The organism is Simiduia curdlanivorans (assembly GCF_030409605.1).
GTDB classification, from domain to species: domain Bacteria; phylum Pseudomonadota; class Gammaproteobacteria; order Pseudomonadales; family Cellvibrionaceae; genus Simiduia; species Simiduia curdlanivorans.
In genome coordinates this window covers 2,237,502-2,260,582 of record NZ_JAUFQG010000004.1, presented here as the reverse complement: position 1 = coordinate 2,260,582, position 23,081 = coordinate 2,237,502, and the positions used below count along the sequence as shown (strand labels likewise).

The 23,081-nt window shown below is 50.2% G+C and carries 12 protein-coding genes and 1 riboswitch; of the genes, 2 read left to right on the top strand and 10 right to left on the bottom strand.

The features are described 5' to 3' along the window. Position 1: 1 nt before the first annotated feature. The 8 genes from QWY82_RS10055 to QWY82_RS10020 form a co-directional block, all read right to left on the bottom strand. The gene (locus QWY82_RS10055) at positions 2–1,489 is read right to left on the bottom strand and encodes a glycerophosphodiester phosphodiesterase (protein ID WP_290261846.1); all 1,488 of its coding nucleotides are present in this window, start codon (positions 1,487–1,489) and stop codon (positions 2–4) included. Positions 1,490–1,533: 44 nt separating this feature from the next. Further along, a complete protein-coding gene (locus QWY82_RS10050; protein ID WP_290261844.1) occupies positions 1,534–2,109 on the bottom strand; it encodes an HAD domain-containing protein in 576 nt (191 codons plus the stop codon). A 234-nt stretch (positions 2,110–2,343) separates the two neighbouring features. Further along, complete coding sequence (locus QWY82_RS10045) at positions 2,344–3,219, bottom strand: hypothetical protein (RefSeq protein ID WP_290261841.1); 876 nt, start codon at positions 3,217–3,219, stop codon at positions 2,344–2,346. A 91-nt stretch (positions 3,220–3,310) separates the two neighbouring features. Further along, positions 3,311–3,395, bottom strand: a riboswitch (cyclic di-GMP riboswitch). 1,264 nt (positions 3,396–4,659) lie between these two features. Further along, positions 4,660–6,678: a dihydrolipoyllysine-residue acetyltransferase gene (gene aceF / locus QWY82_RS10040; protein WP_290261840.1), complete on the bottom strand. Its 2,019-nt coding sequence runs from the start codon at positions 6,676–6,678 to the stop codon at positions 4,660–4,662. 261 nt (positions 6,679–6,939) lie between these two features. After that, the gene (gene aceE / locus QWY82_RS10035) at positions 6,940–9,600 is read right to left on the bottom strand and encodes a pyruvate dehydrogenase (acetyl-transferring), homodimeric type (protein WP_290261838.1); all 2,661 of its coding nucleotides are present in this window, start codon (positions 9,598–9,600) and stop codon (positions 6,940–6,942) included. A 339-nt stretch (positions 9,601–9,939) separates the two neighbouring features. Beyond that, positions 9,940–12,885, bottom strand: a complete 2,946-nt coding sequence (locus QWY82_RS10030; RefSeq protein WP_290263507.1) for an insulinase family protein — start codon at positions 12,883–12,885, stop codon at positions 9,940–9,942. 2 nt (positions 12,886–12,887) lie between these two features. Continuing rightward, positions 12,888–13,967 (bottom strand): AI-2E family transporter, encoded by a 1,080-nt coding sequence (locus QWY82_RS10025; RefSeq protein ID WP_290261836.1) that lies wholly within the window; start codon positions 13,965–13,967, stop codon positions 12,888–12,890. Positions 13,968–14,010: 43 nt separating this feature from the next. Beyond that, a complete protein-coding gene (locus tag QWY82_RS10020) occupies positions 14,011–14,259 on the bottom strand; it encodes a sulfurtransferase TusA family protein (protein ID WP_290261834.1) in 249 nt (82 codons plus the stop codon). 135 nt (positions 14,260–14,394) lie between these two features. Between QWY82_RS10020 and QWY82_RS10015 the strand changes: the two genes are divergently transcribed. Beyond that, the gene (locus QWY82_RS10015; protein ID WP_290261832.1) at positions 14,395–15,858 is read left to right on the top strand and encodes a M48 family metalloprotease; all 1,464 of its coding nucleotides are present in this window, start codon (positions 14,395–14,397) and stop codon (positions 15,856–15,858) included. 192 nt (positions 15,859–16,050) lie between these two features. Then, positions 16,051–17,280, top strand: a complete 1,230-nt coding sequence (locus QWY82_RS10010) for a DUF819 family protein (protein WP_290261831.1) — start codon at positions 16,051–16,053, stop codon at positions 17,278–17,280. Between the two features lie 126 nt (positions 17,281–17,406). Here the strand turns inward: QWY82_RS10010 and QWY82_RS10005 are convergent, their stop codons facing one another. Continuing rightward, on the bottom strand, positions 17,407–19,683 hold the full coding sequence (locus QWY82_RS10005) for a diguanylate cyclase (protein WP_290261829.1): 2,277 nt from the start codon (positions 19,681–19,683) through the stop codon (positions 17,407–17,409). A gap of 203 nt (positions 19,684–19,886) precedes the next feature. Beyond that, the gene (locus QWY82_RS10000; protein ID WP_290261828.1) at positions 19,887–23,063 is read right to left on the bottom strand and encodes an efflux RND transporter permease subunit; all 3,177 of its coding nucleotides are present in this window, start codon (positions 23,061–23,063) and stop codon (positions 19,887–19,889) included. Positions 23,064–23,081: the final 18 nt, after the last annotated feature.

The window sequence follows — 23,081 nt, the reverse complement described above, 5'->3', positions numbered from 1 at the left end:
ATTACTTAGGTATAGAGATTTGAATAATGCTTGTCTTCGGAATGGGGGACAAAGGGTCATCCTTAGCATCGGAATCCGGTCTATTTCCCTTCGTCCTCTTCGTATAACTGTCAACCACAGACGATGAACCTATACTTTTGATTTGGCCGTTAAGGGCGAAATAGGTTTCGCCATTATCCAGGGAATACCCTTCTTTAAATCGAGACAGATCTGCATTACCAGGAAGCGAGGTGATATAGCGACCAATTGGCGTAGTCGCTGTGTAGGACTGCTTTCGCTTACTCACACCGAATAGTCGATCACAAACGCGATAAGGCGTGTTATCGACAATGACACCATGCGGTAAGCGAGACATTGCTTTCATCCTCATTAGCTCTTCCATATGGTATTCATCCGCATTGATGGTATAGGTGTACACCCGAAGGCCGCGCTGCCTTGCGCGTAGAAGGACATCGGGTGCTTCAACATATCGACGAATATCGAGGTGCAAGCCGGCATTATTGCCCAGTGCATTCATGATACGATTGAGCCCTGCAGACTGGGTGAAGTCATTCTCTTTGAGCTTGGCCAGATAGGTACGCTTGTATTTATAGCCGGCATACATATCGAACCACCAAGGACGATTCTTATAGGTCGCATCGTCTCCCACAGCCTTTTCTAAGGCTGCCTTCTGGATATCAACGCTCTTCTTGTGGGGGAGCTGGACCACGCCGAGGTACACCTGTCCATTTAACTCACGCAGATCCTTCAGCAGCTGCATCGATGAACTGGAGTAATAGAAGGCATCCTGGCCTAGCATCGCGATAAGATAGTCATTCAGCTCACGAAGATGGTGTGTTTTCACAGACTCATCTTTGATTTCAACGTTAAGTCTCTGCCCCGGCGATTTGTACATAGCAAAGATGCGGATGCTCTCAGCACCCGACAAGGGACGCTTAGAGGGTAATATTTGGTTGGTGGCTTTATCGCGCAGATGCAGTGTTTTCCACTCGCTGAATTTCATACGGGATAGCTCTTTAAAACTCTCATCCGGGTGTATCGCTGCAATGCCAAGCCGAGCATCGTGATAATTAACCCAAGTACCATCACCCAGCAGTCGCAGATCAATCTCGATTTCTTGATAGTCAAGACCGCCCGCTACGCTGATAGCCTGAAAACTGTTTTCGGGCTGCTTGTAATAGCCTCGATGAGCGACGACATCCACAGAACACGATTGATTGTCGACAACTTCAATCACATTATCCCTTGTCAGGAAAAGGTTTCTATCGGCAAGACTACGCTGTATGTCGACCAACTCATGATGCTTTTCGGTACCTAGAGCTAACTTTTCAATAGGCATCTGGGTAGCTGGAAGGTGACTTAACTCAGGTGGCGTGACATGAGTGTCCACGTCTTTTTTAGGCGCAGTCGAACAGCCCTGCACCAACGCAGCTGCCACCAAAAGAACGGCGGTTTTGCCTCTTACGATCTGTGTGAGATTAGCGTTCATAATAAAGATTGAAAAATGAATAGATGAAATGAGGATAAGGCGACCTAGAGAATACTTGCCGCAATACCAATAAGCTTTTCCACGGCCTCTTTTTCAGAGCAGCCTTCTTGAGCCATATAACTGCGAATGTGTTTCATGGTTTTCTCGTTGTATGCCGTAGAACCGGCAGCGCTGGGCTTTTGTACGATATTGCCATTAATGATCCTCTGCACATCATCACGAGTAATACCGGTTGATGGGTTGGTCAAGTAAACCTGCGGATGCCCTACAGGGTAGTGAACCTGCTTATCATCAAAAGCTAACCACGGAACGCTGTCGAACTTGTTCTTTTTTAGATAAGCCTGCACTTCAGAATAACGACCATTTTGATTGTGCATAGGATCAAGATCCGGCGTTTCGCCGATGACCAAGCCGTCAAGCAGATGAGGCTTGTTAAAGACTTCCCATGTATGCAGATCTCGCCAGGTAGATGTGATAACAATGCGAGAATTAAAATGCCTTGCAATCGTCTTCAGGCAATCAACGCTTTCCTTTTTCAACTTCGCGTCGTATGCCTTATCGGGCCGCAACACCCCATCGATATCTAAAAAGATCAGGTGACTTGGTCGTAATGTGGTCACTGTGTACGTCTCCTAGTGTTTCACTATTGCTGGCGCCAAAGGATCGGCCCCCAGCCTTGTTATTCCTTTAACCCAAGTGCATCCACAGATTGCGCTGACGGGGTTAAGATCTAGCTCGGTCTTAGTAAATTAAAAATCATCCGCCGCATTCGTTGCATCTTTCATTTCTTCTCCCATAAAATCTATTTGTTGAATTTTAGAGGTAAGGGTTAGGTCGCAACCATCTTGCCCTAACTAACCACACTTAAACTCAGCCCAACCAAAGTATTTATCATAGAAGTAACTACTACCTTTCACTCGATACGGGTTGTTAGTGATTTCATAGGTAGCTGTCCAAGGGCGATGAGAAACACTGTCTGGAGCCTTTTCGTCACCGTATGTTTTGTCTGCTGCGTGCAAAAGATTATTGGCATTCACGTCATTGTTGACAGCAAATAATTGCACTGAATGGAGTGCCTCTTTGTAAAATATATAATGTATGCTGCTTAGCTTGGCGCTACCGATCACCATCCTGTCGCCCGATCGAGTATAGTGCTTTAGACCACTCAAGTCCGTCTTAAGATATTTCATGTTTTCAGGCACACCTACACCCCATTCCATATCACGAAATCCAGCGATGTCTGTCTTTGTTCCGTTTGGGTTAAGTGGTGAGCGATTATGTTTCCACATATACATGCCGATATACTTACCCTTATAAGTGTGTATGGCTTCCATGTCAGAATATTGTTCTTCTTTTAGTCGTTTTTTCTCATTGGCATTATCAATGCCCCTCTTTATTTCACCGCCTACATTTTTTAAGCCGCTAACAACATTTGAAAATAGACCCTTTTTCTTGGGCTCTGCCTCCTCTGCGGAGGCTCGTGAGCCGGTCTGTTCTTCGATCTGAATGGCGGAGCTAGGTTCTAGAGTTTCCTTTGAAGCCCCATCAGCATAAGCTGATATCGTTACAGGGAATGCCATTAACAAGCTTATGACTATCGGCACTTTTCTCAATGAAAATGCACTCTTTCCACCTGAACGAACGACGCCTAAAGTGTTATTCAAGGATGCGCTAGATGACCAGCTAGGTAATGCGAATGTAAATTTCGCAAAGGCAGTAATTGATTTCAAGGGTAGGAATTCCTTAAAAATAGATAATTTCTAAGGTCACAAATCGAAGGGCAGCGCACAAAAATGCATTGCAAATGTAGGGTTTACTTCAATTGGCAACCGTTCGATCTCCTGCGAACCAATAGGAGACACTGGTTTTGCGTCCTCGCGTCGCCACGAGTTTGCCTTTTCAATTTCTACCTGCTAAATCGAAGCAGCATTTTTACCACGTACGGTAGTGAATGGCAACCATCTTAAGATCTGGCGCTTAGCATGACAGTATTGCTAAACCTTCGCAGAGGGAGGACGAGGATTAAGCTGTCATTTTACCGGCGACCTTTACTTAATTAATTTTCTTGCTGAGCTTTTGCCAAGTAATTGGCACTTGCCGTAGGTGATGCGCTACACCCGACTTTGAGGGTTAAGATTAAAATCTCCTATCAGAATATCAGGGAACACAAAGCGCTTATCAAATGGCGTTTTTTATAAAAGAATATGGCCGGTCGCCGCCATATCCATAAGCTCATTTTTCGACGATCGAATTAGAAAAAAGGTAATAAAGGGTAGTTTCGACATAATCTCCAAATACTTCAATAACGCTATTTAGCAATTGATCTATATAATGTTGCTTTGGGTCGTTACAAATTGACCGATATCCACCTTTGACACATTCGTTGGAAAAGCAAATGATCGGTAGCACTCACCAAGTATCTCGCCTACTATCAAGTTAAATTCTTCGATATTTTTCATAAGCGCTTAACAGCCTTAATAAACGACTGGGCGTCGCAAGATAAAACGACATCTCGTCGTACATCCAAAATACCCATCAATCGAACCACACCAAAAATCTCTTTACAACAGATACTTAGCGCCCTAGGTAGATTAAGACGCCAACAAACACAACAAACTGCCACCCTTCTTTTGACGCCAGCCAAACCATGGAGAGCCCCTCTCCAAACCACTTCTACAACACTCTCCTTCGACTTCCTTTTCACCAAGTGTACCTACGTCCTGCAAGCAAACTACAACCTCGGTGCCGCTCGACGGTATGTGGCGGGAGCGACTTAGTGCACGACTATAGGGAAACAGGAGGTAGAGCACCAAAAGTAGGCACCATCAGGTGACGCAGGAGCAGTTGCCGAAGACAGCACTGATGGAGCGGTGAAATGGCTGGGTGAAGGGCAGCACACCAAACTCTACGTTAATTCGTTTAGCTTCTAACTTTTAACTTGCGGGGTCCGGCCATCCGGCTTGCGGCTTGCGGCTTGCGGCTTGCGGCTTGTAGTTTGTAGCTTGTAGGGGGCGGCCCCCCCCGCCTTGTAGCTTGTAGCTTGTAGCTTGTAGCTTGTAGCTTGTAGCTCACCAGCTTTAACAACAACTCAAATCCCATCCACCAAATCTCAAGCAAAAAAATGGGCACCAAAGGCGCCCATTTTCATCACTGAATAACTCAGCAACCCACTACAACAACAGCTTGCGAATATCCGCAATAACCGCTGTTAAGTAAGTAAAGAACCGACCTGCATCACCACCATTAATTGCGCGGTGATCGTAAGACAAACTGAGCGGCAACATGTTGCGCGGCTCGAAGTCTTTGCCGTTCCAAACCGGTTTGATCTGTGCGCGCGATACGCCCAAGATGGCAACTTCTGGGCCATTGACGATGGGCGTGAAGCCATTGCCACCCATGGCGCCTAAGCTTGAAATGGTGAAACAACCGCCCTGCATTTCTGCCATGGTTAATTTACCATCGCGCGCTTTTTTGGCGATTGCGGTGGCTTCGGCGGCCAGTTCCCACAGGCCTTTTTTGTCTACGTCGCGAATAACCGGTACAACCAACCCGTTCGGCGTATCCACTGCCATGCCGATGTGCACATAATCTTTTTGCACTATGTGCTCACCATCGTGATGCATAGACACGTTAAAGCTTGGCTCGGCGCGCAAAGCAGAGGCTACCGCTTTTAACAGGAAAGGCACGGGCGTTAATTTAACACCGCGCTTTTCACCTTCGGCTTTCATGCTGGCGCGGAAAGCTTCTAGGTCGGTAATGTCGGCATCATCCCACTGGGTAACGTGCGGAATATTCAGCCAATTACGTTGCATGTTAGCGGCGGTAAGTTTTTTGATCTTGCTCATTTTGAGCAATTCAATGGCGCCGAACTTGGAAAAATCTACCGCTGGCATAGCCGGAATACCGCTGCCAGAAGAGGCTGAAATTTTCCCGGTTTGCACGTCGTTAACGATGGTTTTCACATAGATGCGAACATCATCTTTGGTTAAACGACCGCGCGGGCCACTGCCCTTCACCTTGGCTAAATCAACACCCAATTGACGACCGAGCTTACGCACGGCGGGGCCCGCATAAACGCTATCGCCAAAACCAGTGGTAGCTGCAAGCTCTGCACTCGCAGTCGGTTTAGCCGAAGGCATGGCGACCACGGCAGATTCCGCTACCGGTGCATCTTTAGATGAAACAACATGGGCACTGGCTGTAGCCGCTGTCGATTCTGCTGGCGCTGGCGCTGCTGCGCCCTCAGCCAGGATGACGCCAATCACATCACCGGCGGAAAGCTTATCGCCTTCTTTAACCGACAAACTCTTAATTTTGCCCGAGAAAGCCGCTGGAATTTCCATGGAGGCTTTATCGGTTTCTAACACAATCAGTGAGTCGCCTTCGCTGATGCTATCGCCCGCTTTTACGCAGATTTCGATAACTTCAGCACCTTCGGCGCCACCGATTTCTGGCACAACCAAATTTTGATCGCCGGCCGGTGCACTTGCAGGAGCTTTAGCCGCCGCTGTGGGGGCAGGCGCTGCCGCCGCTTGTTTTGGAGACGGCTCGGCAGCATCAGATTGGGTTGCTGCACTGGTTGTCGCCAGTACGGCAATCACAGTACCTTGCGACACTTTTGCGCCTTCGGCCACGCTTAAGCTCACCACTTTACCGGCAAATGGTGCTGGCACTTCCATGGAGGCTTTATCGGTTTCTAACACAATCAGCGAATCGCCTTCGGCGACTTCATCGCCAACGCTGACGCAAATTTCAATCACGTCTACATTGTCGGCGCCGCCGATATCGGGCACTTCTACCGACTGCTCGGCACTGGTTTGAGCCGAAGCAGTGGCTGGTGCCGGCTTATCGGCGACGGGCGCTGACTTCTTAGCGGTTGGTTCGGCCTCTGGCTCAGCTGGGGCGGTATCGGCTGCCGCAGTGTGGACTGCCGCAGCACCGGCTGCCGCAGCACCAGTTTCAACTTCAACCAGAATGCTGCCTTCAGAGACTTTGTCACCCTCTTTCACAGAAAGCTTGGTAATTTTGCCAGCAACCGTAGCCGGCACTTCCATAGAGGCTTTGTCAGTTTCCAACACCACCAAGGATTGCTCCAACTCGATGGTATCGCCCACTGCAACACATACCTCTATCACTTCTACATCTGCAGAACCGCCAATATCCGGCACCGCGATAGTTTGAATAGCCAAGGTCAACTCCTTGCGTATGATCTTTCAAGGGATTTGAGATCAGTGCAGGTTTGTCATTTTCCCCTCTGCTGGCGTTGGATCTGTGCTCAATCGGTCATTTATCAACATAAACGCCCTCTCTGTGTGCTGATCCGCCTTGCCAGAGAACAAAATTCCCGCTCCTGCAAAGATCTCGGATAAAAAATTATCCTGTTTTTATTACCTATCGGCCCCTAAGTAAAAAGTGGCGAAGTGAACCACCACTTTTTAAGGCCAGAGCGTTTACACGCTCATTGGGTCTGGCTTTTCTGAATCGATACCGAATTGCTTCAGCGCTTTGCTCACCACAGAGGCTTTAATAGCACCTTGGTCTGCTAGCGCTTTCAGCGCAGCAACGGCAACAAAGTGACGATCTACTTCGAAGAAGTGACGCAACTTTTTACGCGTATCCGAGCGACCGAAACCTTCGGTACCAAGCGCTACATAGTCGCCAGGAATAAAGGCGCGCAGCTGTTCGGTATAGGTTTTCAAGTAGTCGGTTGCTGCAATCACTGGGCCTTCTTGCTTCTCTAGGCACTCAGTAATGTAAGCTTTGCGTGGCGCTTTGGCTTCTGGGTTTAACATATTCCAGCGCGATACACGCTGACCGTCGCGGGTCAGTTCGTTCACACTGGTCATGCTCCAGATGTCGGACTCTACGCCGAAATCTTCGCGCAGAATTTCCGCCGCCGCTTCCACTTCGCGCAGAATTGAGCCTGCCCCCATCAACTGAACCCGCAAGCCACCCTTCTTGGTCTTCTTGCCTTCTTTCAGCAAGTACATACCTTTGATGATGCCGTCTTCGGCGCCAACGGGCATGTCGGGGTGAACGTAGTTTTCGTTCATGGTGGTGATGTAGTAGAAACAATTTTCCTTGTCTTGATACATCCGCTTCATGCCGTCGTGCATGATCACCGCCAGCTCGTAGCTGTAGGTTGGGTCGTAGGTTTTACAGTTGGGAATGGTGTTGGCCAATACGTGGCTGTGACCATCCTGATGCTGTAAACCTTCACCGTTTAGGGTGGTGCGACCGGCGGTTGCGCCAATCAAGAAACCGCGCGCTTGGCTATCGCCTGCAGCCCACGCCAAGTCACCGATACGCTGGAAACCGAACATGGAGTAATAGATGTAGCAAGGAATCAGCGGGCAGTTGCTGTTCGAGTAGGCAGTTGCCGCGGCCAACCAAGCGGCCATAGCACCGGCTTCGTTGATACCCTCTTCCAGAATTTGACCCTTCTTGTCTTCCTTGTAGTACATGATCTGATCGTGATCATGGGGCACGTATTTTTGCCCTTCAGAGGTATAAATACCCAGCTGACGGAACATGCCTTCCATACCAAAGGTGCGCGCTTCATCGGGCACGATGGGCACCACGCGCTCGCCAATGTTTTTATCTTTTACTAAGGTAGAGATAAAACGCACCCACGCCATGGTGGTAGAAATTTCGCGCTCACCGGTACCTTTAAGCTGGGCTTTAAAAGTTTCCAACGAGGGAATTTCCAGCGCATCGAAATCTGCCTGACGCGCGGGCAGGTAACCATTCAGCTGCTTGCGGCGCGAGTGCATGTACTGCATCTCTGGGCTGTCTGGCGCTGGACGGTAGTAGGGAACGGTTTTCAGCTCTTCATCGGAGATAGGAATACCGAAGCGATCGCGGAAACCTTTCAGCGATTCCACATCCAACTTCTTCACCGAGTGGGTGATGTTGGCCGCTTCACCGGCTGCACCTAGGCCATAACCTTTTACAGTTTGGGCCAATATACACGTGGGCTGACCTTTACAGGCCATGGCCTCGGCGTAAGCCGCGTAAACCTTATAGGGATCGTGACCGCCGCGGTTGAGCTTCATGATCTCGTCATCGCTCATGTCTTTTACCAGCTCAAGCAGCTCCGGGTATTTGCCGAAGAAATGCTTGCGGGTATAAGCGCCGCCGTTGGCCTTGTAGTTTTGCAATTCGCCGTCGCACACTTCGTCCATGCGCTTTTGCAGCAAGCCGGTGGTGTCTTTTTCCAGCAGTGCGTCCCAATGACGGCCCCACACCACTTTAATCACGTTCCAACCCGCGCCGCGGAAAATACCTTCCAGCTCTTGCATGATCTTACCGTTACCGCGCACCGGACCATCGAGGCGCTGCAGGTTACAGTTGATCACGAAAATCAGGTTTTCCAAGCCTTCGCGGCCGGCCAAACCAATGGCACCTAAAGACTCCGGCTCGTCGCACTCGCCGTCGCCCAAGAAGGCCCAAACTTTGCGATCGCCACGTGGCGATAAGCCCCGCGCCGAGGCGTAGCGCATCACGTGCGCCTGATAAATGGCCTGCAATGGCCCCAAGCCCATAGATACGGTGGGGAACTGCCAGTAATCGGGCATTAACCAAGGGTGCGGGTAAGAAGACAAACCAGCGCCATCCACTTCGCGGCGGAAGTTGTCGAGCTGATCTTCGCTCAAGCGGCCTTCGAGGAAGGAGCGAGCGTACATACCCGGCGCGCTGTGGCCCTGGTAGTAAATGAGGTCGCCTAGCTCTTCGCCGTCGTTGCCGCGGAAGAAATAGTTAAAGCCCACGTCGTACAAAGTCGCCGCGGAACTAAAGCTAGAGATGTGGCCACCCAAACCGTCGTCGTTGTCATTGGCACGCATAACCATGGCCAAGGCATTCCAACGAATTAACGAGCGGATGCGGCGTTCCATGAACAGGTCGCCCGGCATGCGCTTTTCTTTCTTGGGGGGAATGGTGTTGCGGTAGGGGGTGGTAATTGCTGCAGGTAAATCCACACCGGCCATAGTGGCGCGGTCGAACATCTGCTTGAGCAAAAACGCCGCACGGCCGTCGCCGCCGTAACGAATTACCGCGTGTAGAGCATCGAGCCACTCGCGCGTTTCGAGGGCATCAATATCCTCTGTCATTCAACTCTCCTTTCACCCGGGCATGCCGGTTGTAGTCAACGTGTGAAATAAACAATCGAAAGAGTATAGAGGCAGCGCAATGATCGCTCAAAAAAAACTGACTGAGCGAGAATTACGTCCTCTATGTTCATTCTTGTAGTTTTTTTACAAAATCAAGGCATGAGATACAGCTATGCGCTTGATAATTGGCATCATAATACTGGGTCGTTTAGATTATTGCGAGTTTTCCGGCGGAAATGCCGAAAATAATTGCCGAAATGGCCTAGTGTAAAATTAGTTTCATTTGTAATTTTTCTACAAAACCAACCTAGACATGGCCTGAGGGCAATACCGCATAGCTCAAGGCACTATATAGTGCTTACCGCTCGCCTTAAAGCTTGAGAGGTCCGTGACCTTGGTCACCGGCTCGGCCTCTGTGGCCATAGGCCCTGTCCCCAGCACCAAGCGGCGCTCTGGGTCGAATAGTCGATAGGCGAAGGTTCGCAAGGTCACCGCATTAACCTGTTCCAGCGCTTTAATGAGCTTTTTACGGCGCTGAAAATCGACGTCGCCGGCCGGCCCCACAGCGGCAATCTCATCCCAGAAGCGGCCGGCCTGCTCCGCCAGATTTTTGGGTTTTTCCTGCAATTGCGCCAGCACGGCACTGCGCTGTAAATCCAAATCATCGGCTAGCCACTCGGGCATTTGGCTAATGAAGTCATCAAAGGCCGCGCGCAACCGGCGGGCATCGGCGTGCGGCGACTGAGCCACCAGCACTAGGCCCGGGTATTCGGCGATGGGCATGGCGCCGGCGAAGACCACATAACCCAATTGCTGCTCGGTGCGAATACTGTTGAAGAAAGGCGTGCGAATACTTTGCGCCAAGAGCATCAGGTGGGCTCTATCGCTGTACCTATCGCTGTCGGCCTGGTGATAGATCACCAGCGCGTTGTCGTTGTGCTGCACTGATAATTGCCGCTCGTAACCACCGCGCGCGGAGGTGAGTAGTTTTAACTTGCCCTTCTGATTGATCGGCCTACCTTGGGTTAATTGCTGGCCCACCAAGGTGGCCAGTTGGCGCGCTTCGGCCGGCAGCAGGTTGCCATAGGCGAGCATATCGACCTGGCTATTGAGGGTGAACCTGCGGCCAAAATTTTTCAAATCGGCAAGCCCAGTGTTGCCCATGGCGTCGGCTATTTCGGCGCTCGGCCAAGCGGGTTCGTACAGCGTAGGCACCAGTTGCTGAAACAGCTGAATATAAGGTGGTTGCTTATCGCCGTTGCGCGCTCGCCGCATTAACTCACCGCGCACATTGGCAAACCGAGATGATTCCAACCGCGGGCTAACCAAGGCCTCCAGCACTTCCGTTAACAACAAGCCCTGTCGATCGTTGTAACCGGCTACGGTAATATCCAGCCCGCGCGCCGTGGCCTGCACATCAAACCCTAGGCCGGCCAAAAAAGCGGGGTAGCTGTATTCATTTAATTCGTCCAACACCATGGCGACATACAACTCGGCTTGCACCCGAGTTTGCAAATCGACGCCAACCGCCGGCGAGCGCAACTGAATGCGAATCACACTCTTGGGCAAATCGAATTGGTTATCCTGCATATACCAAAGCCGGAGTTTTGACTCGGCAATTAAGCGTTCGGGCAAACTGCTTTTAGATACCGTATCGCGCACTTGTAAACGCCCAGGTATAAAGGGGTTGGGCGCAGGCAACTTGAGTTGGTCGCGCTGTTCTTGTGTTAACGCTAAAAGCGGCTTTGGCTTTTGCACTAAATAAGGCGTGTCGTACAGGGGGCTTAATTGTTGCGTTTCTAGCTTGTCGTCGGCCTGCAGCACAAACACATTGTCGGGCCGCAAGTAATCGAGATATAACTCTAATAAAGATTGGTCAAAACCCTCGTAAATATAGCCGGCTCGCAACACATCGGGCGCTGGGTATAGATGTAAATTTCGCGCCAAGGTTTGCACGAGAGACGCGGGGCTTCTTTTTTCTTGGAAGCGAAAGCTAATATCGGCCAGCTGTTTAAGCTCCTCAAACCGCCACGGCTCTAAGCCATCGCGCTTGATGATATCGATGGCGGTAAATACCCACGCCTTAACCAGCTCAGGATTATTTTGGCCTTTTTCAGTGAGGGCTATCGAGACCACGAAGGAACTGCCATAGGGGCCGTAGTCGTTTTCGCCGGCCCATAAACTTTCTGCCAAACCCTCGGCCTTCAGCGCCGACAACAAACTACTGCGGCCTTCGTGACCGAGTAAGTTAGCAATTTGCGTTAATGGCTTCTCTTGAAAATAACTTCGGCTATCGGGCACGGGAAAGGTTAGCCGCAACTCGCGCAATTCTTGCTCTGGCCTATAGCGCACCTCGAGTGGTAGCGCGTCGGGTAGAAACAGCGGCTGACTATTGAGCATTTCGGGTCTCACCAATTGCGGCACCGCATTGAAGCGCTCGGCCACCATGCGCTCGAGTTCCGCTAAGCTCTCACGCCCCAGCACCACCAGCGACATTTGGTCGGCCGAATAATACTTGGCGTAAAATTCAATGAGTTGATCCCTAACATTTTGGTTCGGCCTGTCGGCTAAGGTGTCGAGATTTCCGACCGTAAACCGAGCCGCGGGATGATTCGGGTTCATGACGGCCTGAACCACCGAATGACTGCGCCGGCTATCGTCTTTAATTTTGGCCAGAAACTCGGCCTGTACCGCTTCTTTTTCTCGGTTTACGTAGGCTTCGGTAAACAGCGGCGCAATAAAAAACTGCGCGAAGCGATCCAGCGCACCGGCGAGAAAGTCGGGCCTGACACTGAGGAAATAATTGGTGTGATCAAGGCTAGTGTAAGCGTTATGACTGCCGCCACTTTTAGCGATGTATTGCGGGTAGGCATCGGCTTCTGGGTATTTTTCTGTGCCCAAAAACAACATGTGCTCAAGAAAATGTGCCAGCCCCTCGCGACCTTCTGGGTCTTGCGCGCTGCCCACGGCAACCTGCAGCGACGCGGCCGACTCCTCGGTGACTGGGTCTGATATCAGCAATACTTTTAAGCCGTTGGCCAACTCTATGTATTTGTAATCGCGATCGTCGTTAGGGCTTTTAACCGGCACCACCGATTGCACGATCACTGATTCTGCCGATGGCGCTTTCAGTACTTCTTCTGCGACCGCACTATCGCCTTTATCCACCGCTGTTGTCGCTTGCGTGGTCTGCTCGCTAACTTGAGCCCACACCAGCGCGGAGAAAAAATAAGTCGCCAACCACAAGGTCAGCGCCGAGAGGCAATATTTAGGTTGTGCAATCATTTTCAAACTGAAACTTCCGGCGCACTCTCACCATTGGTCTTACTCGGCCAAGCGTTCAACACGGCTTTAATGAGTGTGGCTAATGGGATCGCAAAAAACACGCCCCAAAAGCCCCAGACACCGCCAAACACCAATACCGCTAAAATAATCGCCACTGGGTGCAAATTAACTGCTTCAGAAAACAACACGGGTACTAAGACATTGCCGTCGACCGCCTGAATGATGCCGTAAACCACCAGCAGCCAATAAAAATCTGGCGCCAACCCCCACTGCCACAAACCCACCATTAACACCGGCAAGGTGACTACCGCAGCGCCTATATAAGGCACCAAAACCGACAAGCCTACGGCGATAGCAAGCAGCAGCGAATAACGCAAACCTAAGAAGGAAAAGGCGGCAAAGCTGACCCCGGTAACAATAAAAATTTCCAAGGCTTTACCGCGGATATAGTTAGCCACCTGGTCATTCATTTCCAACCAAACACGGCGCATAATCGGGCGCTTGCGGGGCAGAAAACCACTCAGCCAGGCGAGTATTTGGCGATGATCTTTCAAAAAGAAAAACACTAAAATCGGCACCAACACTAAATAGATCAACGCCGTAACCAGTAGCGGCACCGAGGCGACCGAATAGGTCACAAGGCTCTGCCCCACCTGGCCAAGTTCAGCGCCGGCCAAATTGTTAATGCGCTCGATATGCTCTTCAGAGACAAACTCGGGGTAGCGGCTGGGTAGCAATGCCAGCTGCGACTTGGCTTGCACCATCATGCGCGGCAGCTCGTCGAGCAAGTTGCCCATTTGCCGCCAGAGTATGGGAAATACTACAAATAAAGTGGACACCAACCCCGCCACTAGCAAGGTAAACGCCAGCCACACCGACACCATGGGGTTAAGCCCCATGTTCGACAATCGAACCACCAGCCCCTGCAACAGAAACGCCAAGATAATAGCGGCAATCATGGGCGCAAGAATGGTGCCCATGGTGACCACCAAAACCAAGCCGACAACCAACAATATCAACAGTAGAATCGCTTCCTCGTCGTAGAAGTAGCGATTAGTCCAACTGCGAAAAATATTGAGCATTCTGTGGGGTTCCAAAATAGGGGAAGAGTACCGGGTGCGAATCCTAGCGCTTTTGCAACCAATAGCAAAATTCAGTATCGGTCGCGCGCTCGGCGATCAAAAAATGACCACTGATTTTACAGTAAGCCGGAATATCGCGCATCGAACCGGCGTCTGTGGCCAACAGGCATAAAACCTCGCCACTGGTGAGTTGATTCATACCCTGCTTGGCTTTCAACAGCGGCATAGGGCAAGCCATATGGCGGGCATCGATGGTTAGCTGCGCATCGGGTAACGGCTTGTCTGCAGACATGTTCATTCGCTTTACAAAAAATTGCTGAACCTAGGTTCAAGTTCAGGGTCAAATTACACATTCACCACTCAACACGGCTGGTCGATAAAGCCCGAAACCGATAGAGTGGAGCCATCATTACACGGAGAGCGCTTTGTGCCCAAAATTTGCGGCCGACATTCCACGAAAACCTTGATCGCCACCCTCTTGGCCGCGGCCTGTTTAAGCGCTCCTGCGTTTAGCCAAACCAACGACATCCAGCTTCCCGCCCTCGGCGATGCAACCAGCGGCATTGTATCACCCCAACAGGAAAGAGAGTTGGGGGAAAGTTGGGCACGGGCCTTTCGCGCCCAGGTGCCCACCTCGCACGACCCACTTATGGTCGATTATTTAGAGAAGTTGGTGGCCAAACTGGCCGGCTACAGCGAGCTGCCCGATAAGAGAATAGAGCTTTTGCTGGTTAAAAACCCCACCATGAACGCTTTTGCCGTGCCCGGCGGCGTTATGGGTATTCACACCGGGCTGTTCACCACGGCCAATACTGAAAACCAGCTGGCATCGGTGCTGGCGCACGAACTGGGGCATTTATCCCAGCGTCACTTTGCCCGTGGCGTCGAAGCCCGGCAAAATGCCAGCATTCCCACCACCGCGGCCATGCTGGCAAGCTTGGTGTTAATGGCCACTGCCGGCGGCGATGCTGGCATGGCGGCGATGATGGCAACCCAAGCGGCCTCGCTCGACAACCAATTGCGCTTCTCGCGCCAAAATGAGCAAGAGGCAGACCGGGTGGGCATGGAGACCATGGTAGCTGCAGGGCTAGACCCCTACGCGGTGCCAGAGATGTTTGAGTCCATGTTACGCTCTACCCGCTACTCGCGCCGGCCGCCGGAGTTTTTGCTCACTCACCCGGTGACCGAAAGCCGAATCGCCGACTCCATGAACAGAGCCACCCGCTTTCCGAAGAAGAGCTACGAATCCAGCCTAAGCTTCCATTTGATGCGCGCGCGGGTCTTTTTGATGCAAGCCGAGAGCCCACAAGCAGCTGTTAAGCGCTTCAGTAGCGAAATTGACGGCGACAGCCTGAATAAAGAAGCCAGCCGCTATGGCCTAGTCCTCGCTTACAGCAAGTCTGGCCAACCCGATCGCGCCCACGAAGCGCTAGCGCCTCTACTCGTACAGGCCCCGAATAAACTGGAATATCAACTCGCCCTCGCCGATATCTACACCGCCGAAGCCCGCTACGAAGAAGCTATTGCCGTCCAGCAACAGCTACTGAAAACCGAGCCCACCAACCATCCGGTCAACATGGCTTACGCCGATACCCTGATGAAGGCCGGCTTTTACCTACAGAGCGAACAGGTTCTCGACCGCCACTCTCGCCGCCGCAGCGCCGACCCCTATGTGTGGTATCAGCTGGCGGAAGTTCACGGCTTAGCGGGCAATATTTTAGGTGTGCACGAAGCGCGAGCGGAGTATTTCATCCTAAACGGCATCTACGACGCCGCCATGGTGCAGCTGCGCAATGGCCTGAAACTGGCCGAAGGCAACTACCACACCACGGCAATCCTGCAAGAAAGGGTGCGCGACGTGCGGGCAATGCAGGAAAAGGCCATGCGCTGAGACGCTAGGTCAGACGGCGATTGTCACAATTCGGTAACACACCTGGCCTAGTATCGACCTGTATCTCCTCACAACACCTTGAAAGCAGTCAAACTTTCTTAGCCCTCGCACCGAGGGCTTTTCTTTTGCGCCTTCACTTCCCTATTTCGTCTTAGCCAGTATCATCACCAATTTATAACAAAAAGCAGGCTTATGATTACTAACGATGCAGTGCAATTGGGTCTACTGGCCCTGATTTTGGGAGCCGTATTTTATACTTCACACAGCAACTCCCCTGTCTTTAAAAATTTCTATCGCTACGTGCCAGCTTTGCTGCTGTGTTACTTTTTGCCATCGCTCCTGACTACCTTTGGCATTATCGATACCCATGACTCCCAACTCTATTATGTAGCCACCCGCTACTTGCTGCCGGCGAGCTTGGTATTACTCACCCTTAGTATCGACTTTAAAGGCATCATTAGCCTTGGCCCCAAAGCCCTTATCCTCTTCCTTACCGGCACCGTGGGCATCATCATCGGCGGCCCATTGGCACTGTTGTTAGTGACGGCGATAGCGCCAGACCTATTAGGTGCCAATCTAGATGACGTATGGAAAGGCATGACCACAGTGGCGGGCTCCTGGATTGGCGGCGGCGCCAATCAGGCCGCGATGAAAGAAATTTTTAAGCCCAGCGATCAAATCTTCTCTTCTATGGTGGCGGTCGATGTGATCATCGCCAACATTTGGATGGCAGTTCTGTTGACCATGGCCAGTCGGTCGAAGGAAATCGACGCGTCAATCGGCGCCGATACCAGCGCGATAACCGAGCTGCGCCAAAAGGTTGAAACGCTGCAAGCATCAATAATGCGCATACCTTCTCTAAATGATCTGATGATGATTGCCGCTTTGGCGTTCACCCTCACCGGTGTCGCCCATTTTGGCGCCGATATCATAGCCCCCTTCTTCAAAACCCACTTCCCCGATACTGCACGCTTTAGCTTAACCAGCAGTTTTTTCTGGCTGATCATTATCGCCACCAGTTTAGGGCTTGGACTTTCTTTCACGCGGGTTCGCAGCCTCGAAGGCGCCGGCGCTTCGCGCGTTGGCTCGGTATTGATTTACTTTCTAGTGGCCACCATCGGCACACACATGGATCTAAAAGCGATATTCGAAACCCCGGGATACTTCGTGTTGGGGGCAGTTTGGATGGCGATACACGCAAGCCTGATGTTAATTATGTGCCGCGCAATTAAAGCGCCGGTGTTTTACATGGCCGTGGGTTCTCAGGCCAATGTGGGCGGCGCAGCATCGGCACCGATAGTGGCGGCGGCTTTTCATCCGTCGCTGGCGCCTGTAGGCGTGCTACTGGCCGTATTGGGTTACGCCTTGGGCACCTACGGTGCTTGGTTTTGCGGGCAAATTTTACAGGTGGTTGCGAGTTAATCTATCACTGAGAGCGCTAGGTAGAATTGCCTAGCGCACTGTCTCTGCCACGCGACTCACTGAATGTTTCACAGTGCCTGCAACAACCTATACTTACCTTGAAATGCGACGTTTATCCAATACCTATCAACTTGTTGAACGAACCTGCCAAGACAAAGACCGCGGATCTTCGAGGGAGGTATAGAGGTTAACCCAACCCTCGTAAATCACTTGCTCCGGTTCGGTGAAAAGTCGATCGAAGGTATCGACTTTTTCCAACCCTTCGACACCGGTCAACCCGACCCAACAATTGCGCCCCGACTGTTTTGCCGCGTAAAGACAGGTATCGGCAATATCAACTACCTGTTGCCAATTGTATTGCGCCGGTCTATCGGTAAAAAAAGGAAAACAGGAAAAACCAATTGACGCCGTAATTGACAAAGGCTTAGCTTGCTTTATATCAAATTCCGTTTCCGCTATTAAGGCCCGAATACGCTCGGCCAACATTGCTGCATTTTCGCGCTGGCTAAACCTCGCCACCACGAGGAATTCCTCGCCGCCCCAGCGCACTTGATAATCGGTTTCGCGAAAGATTTGCGCCAAAATATTTTTCATTTGTGCCAGCACAAGGTCGCCAGCGGCATGGCCATTGAGATCATTGACATTTTTAAAGCCATCCAGATCAATCAGAAAGAAAAGTAAATCTGACTGATTTGGAACCGGCGCCTTGCCCTGCAGCCAGTTCAAGTAATCCCTGATAGATTTGGCGCAATCGTGCTCAATATGCTCTTGCAAAAAGCGTCGGTTCGATAAGCCCGTTAAAAGGTCCGTTTGACTGATCGCCTGTAACTGACCGTAGGCGCGTTGCAACTCAGCATTTTTTGCCTCTAACTCGGCCGTGCGCTCAGCCACTTGCTGTTTTAACTGAAAGTTAATTCGCCGGGATTGATAACGACCAAACAGTGTAAAAAGCAGGAAAAAAAGCACTACAAAACCAAAAACCACGGTATTTCGTTCAAAGTTTCTCTTACTCTCTTTAACATCGGCAATATCTTTATCGCGAGACAAGAGCGCCAATTGCTGCTCGCGCCGCATAAAGTCAACACTCGACTGAACATTGGCAATCGACTGGAGCCGAGACTCACTCATTATCTTATCGTGCCGAGTGTTGTGAGCATTTAAAACCGCGAGCGCTTCTTTCGTCTTTCCTTGTTGTGCCAACAAGTCACTCAGCATTCGATAGACCATCAACTGCAATTCCACATTGACGCCATCGAGCTGAACAGCAATGTGATTGCGTAAAATTAATTCGGCTTTCGCGAACTCACCCTCGGCCACAAATAGCTTGGCGCGATAGATGCCAAGTCTAAATTTCAACTCAGCACTCATATCGTTGGTCAATAGTGCCTCGGCATTGCTTAAGAACACCGCGGCTTCTGTATAGGTACCCATACGCAACTCGAGCTTAACCAAATTGGCATTCGCAGCAACAACATTCTCGATAGCGTTTAGCCTCGAAAACAATGCCAGAGCTTGCAAACCGTTGGCCTTCGCTACATCGTATTTATTCTGCGCACATTGAATATCTGCCAGCTTAAACAAGCCGTAAGCTAAATTACTCACATTATTGAGATCGCGATCGACCGCCACTGATTCAGACAAATACATTTCTGCCGAGGCGTAATCTTTTAGCTCGCGATGAATTTCGCCGATATTGTAGAGCGAGTCAGCCAGACCAGGCCGGTCATTTAAGGCGCGACGAATGTCCATGGCTTGGGAGTGCGCAACCAAAGACTCTTCTAGGTTATTGAGTCGCTCAAAGATGACGCCCATGGCATTTAACACGTCCGCCATCGCTGCGGTAGCGCCACTTTCGCGCAGCAACGCGAGGGATTTTCGAGCAAAACTCAGCGCCTGTGAATACTGCAGCTGGGCCCTTAAAGACTGAGCCATGGCGTTATAGGTAAGCCCAACTTGTAAGGCGTCATTGATCAGTTGAAACTTCTCCAACGCCAGATTGTAGAGTTCTAATGACGACCCGTACTGGGTTTGAATAAATAAAATAGCACCTCGCTCGCGCAGAACAATGCCCTGATAAAGCAAGTCTTTTTGCTCAAGCGCCAAGGTCTCTAATTGATCGATAATTTGACTCGCAAGCTGCAACTCAGATTGAACAATGTAGGCACGAGCCAATAGTGCTAAAAGCTCGAGCTGTTCAGATGCGGATACTTCATCTGCGGAGTCGAGTGTATAAGGCGATAACAGTGCGATAGTTTGCGCCGGTGAACTCAACAAGAAATGCTTAGCATTCCTTATGTCTTCCTGTATATCGGCCAATACAGCCGTGGGAAAAATACATAAAAGACAGAGAATCAACTTAAATTTAGCGAGTGAAATACCACTATGGCTAGCAATTTGGACCATGGTCAGCGCTATAAGGGAAAATGAGCGAGACGGGATTGTAACAGAGCTTAGCTGGCGCGCGAATGCGAAAGCTCAGAAATTGACCTCGCCGGCTCAGCTCTACACACTAAACATCACGATAGCCACCAGAGCATTGAAGTTGTCACTCAGACTATCTGGCGTCAATCAACCTTTAAAGTCAATTGACGCCAGAGCCCCAGATTTTAGGCTGAAACAGCCTCAGTTTCCGAGCCAGATTCAAGCACTGGCTTGCGCCTGAATTTAGCGCGGATATCGCCACCGGCAACATACAAGCAAGGAATCATTAACAGGGTGATAACCGTTGCAAACAAGACGCCGAACGCCAGGGACACCGCCATCGGAATCACCATTTGCGCCTGCATGCTAGTCTCAAGGATGATCGGAATAACACCAACAAAGGTGGTTAACGAGGTGAGAATAATCGCCCTAAAGCGTCGACAGCCGGCATCGATAACAGCCTCTCGAAGCCCAGACCCCTCGCGGCGGGCGTTATTGATATAGTCCACCATGACCAGTGAATCATTGACCACCACACCCGCAACCGCGATCACACCAAACATCGACAATACGCTCATGTCCATGCCAAGAATCAAATGCCCAAGCATGGCACCAACGATACCAAAAGGAATAACCGACATAATCATCATAGGTTGAGTGTAAGATTTAAGCGGTATCGCCAAAAGCGCAAACACCACCAGCATCGATAAAAAGAAGTTACGCACCTGACGCGACTGACTTTCCATTTCTTCTTGCACTCGACCAGAGATAGAGCTCTTAACACCAGGGTAACTCTTCAACATCTCAGGTAAAAAGTTATCGCGGATATCGGCAGCCACTTTTTGCGGTTCCGTTTGCGCGGCATCAACCGAGGCCCAGATATTGATTGAACGCTTGCCGTTTTCTCGGCGAATTTCACTGACGCTATCTACCATATTGAATTCGGCAACTTCCGAAAGCGGTACCTCTGAGCCGTTTGGTGTTTGAATCAAAGTATCTTCGACTAAGCCTATGGAATTGCGCTGCACTTCCGGATAGCGAACCATCACCTTAATCTCTTCGCCATTGCGAAGGATTCTTTGCGCCTCCAAACCATAGAAACTGAAGTTCACCTGTTGCGCCACATCCGCTAAGCTCAACCCCATACTGTAAGCCAGAGGCTTGAGCACTAGTTGAACTTCCTGTGTTTCTTGACGCCGACTGTCGTTGATATCGCCCACACCTTTCAGCGTCGACAATTTATCGCGCAAATCTAACACGGCTGATTCTAACTCGTCGTAATTAGCACCTTCTAGGCGAAAGCTAATGTCGCCGTCATCGCGATCGTTACCAAACAAATTATCTTGAATGGTAAGCGATTTCACTCCCGGCAATTGCGGCATAGCTTCACGCCATTTTGCCGCCAACTCAAAGGTATCTAACGGCCTGTCTTCCGGCTCAATTAATTTCGTCATGATGCGAGCGCTAGTTCGGGACTGCAAATCCACATGTACATTGGCAATCATCTTGGTGCCGAACTCTTTTTCAATTTGGCGATCCACCTCCAACAAGGTTTGCTCTACCGCCAAGGCTGCTTCAAGTGTGGCATTTTCAGACGAGGATATCTGCATTTCTATGTTGACGTCCGGAAAATCCGAAGGGATTTTTGGCGTGCCTATAAAGCGAATAGCGCCGCTGGCAAACAATCCAACACTGATCAACAACACTGCCAAGAAACCCGTTAACACAACGTATCGATAGTGAATAGCATTGGTAATAAAGGGTCTGTATTTATTATCGATAAAATACTTGAGATTGGTGTCGATCCATAGACGCAACTTATGAACAGGGTTTTTAGGGTTGCTTGGTCGTGGTTTCATGTGCCCCAAATGCGCAGGCAGAATTAGCTTCGACTCCACCAGCGAAAACAATAGACACAAGATGACAACCGCACCGATAGAAATAGAAAAACCTTTTTCTGGCCCAGTTGCTAGCAACATGGGTGCAAAGGCTGCTACGGTCGTTAATACGCCAAAAGTCGCGGGCATAGCCACGCGCTGAGCACCGCGAATAGCACTCTCAACCGATTGGCCATTCTTTTCAATTTCGTCTGCCGCACTCTCACCGATGACAATCGCATCATCCACCACTATCCCCAGCACCAAGATAAAGCCAAATAAGCTAGTCACATTAATGGTGACGTCAATCCAGGCCATGGGCATAAACAATAAGGTACCCAAGAAGCTAACGGGTAGCCCCATCATTACCCAGAAGGCTAGGCGTACACGTAAAAACAGCGCCAAGATCAGGAAAACTAAGACACCACCCCAAGCCATATTGCTTAGCATCATGTCTAACCGACCTTGCAGGTAGTAGGTTAAATCAATCCATGTCTCTAACTTTACGCCGTCGGGCAGCTGCGCATCTTTCTCTAAAATGTACTTATTAACGATGCGCGAGACATCCGTCATACTTTGATTTTTAGCCGCACCAACAAATATAGTAACGGAATTTTTACCGTTGTATTTCGAGTACTGGATACCATCCTGAAAGCCATCAATCACCGTTGCAACATCGCCCAAGCGAATAGTGGTGCCATCCTTTAGCGAAACAATAGGAATTTGTTCGAACTGATAGCCACGGTAAGACTGATTCTCTACCCGCAGCGAGATATAGCCATCGGCTGCTTTAATTTGACCGGCAGACATATTGGCCGAATCTTTACGGATAGCATCTGCCACATCGCGAAAACTTAGATTGTACTCTCGCAACTTGTCTTTGCTAATTTCGATACCAATCTCATAACCAAGTCCGCTGTAATACTCGCTGATATTGACCAGAGGCAGGGTTTGAATTTCTTCGTGAATTCGCTTACCTAAATCTTTTAACTGACTAGGACTAAGATCGCCATAAAGTGAGATATAAAGCACTTCTTGTTTGTATTTAAACCGCTCTACACGCGGCCTCTCTATCCCATCGGGAAAACTGGAAATCGAATCTACTTGACCTTTAACTTCATCCAAAACCACCTGAGGGTCGTAGCCAGCATCCACTTTAATATAGGCTTGCGACATGCCGCGTCGAGAATAGGTGATAACACGCTCTAGGCCTTGAATGGTTTTCAACGCCTCCTCTAGTTTAAGCGTAATGCCCTCTTCCACTTCCTGGGGTGCAGCACCAGGATAAAAAACCTGAATTTGCAGCCAGTCAATTTCAATTTCGGGAAACATTTGCTTGCGAATGGTACTCGCCGTCAGCAAACCGCCCAATAAAATAAAGATCATTAACAGGTTGGCCGCCACCGTATTGCGCGCGAACCAAGCAATCACACCCTTCCGTGTGGGGTCTTCAACAACGTCCGTTTGGTTAGTTAAATCTGTCACAATGTCATCCCCAATTAT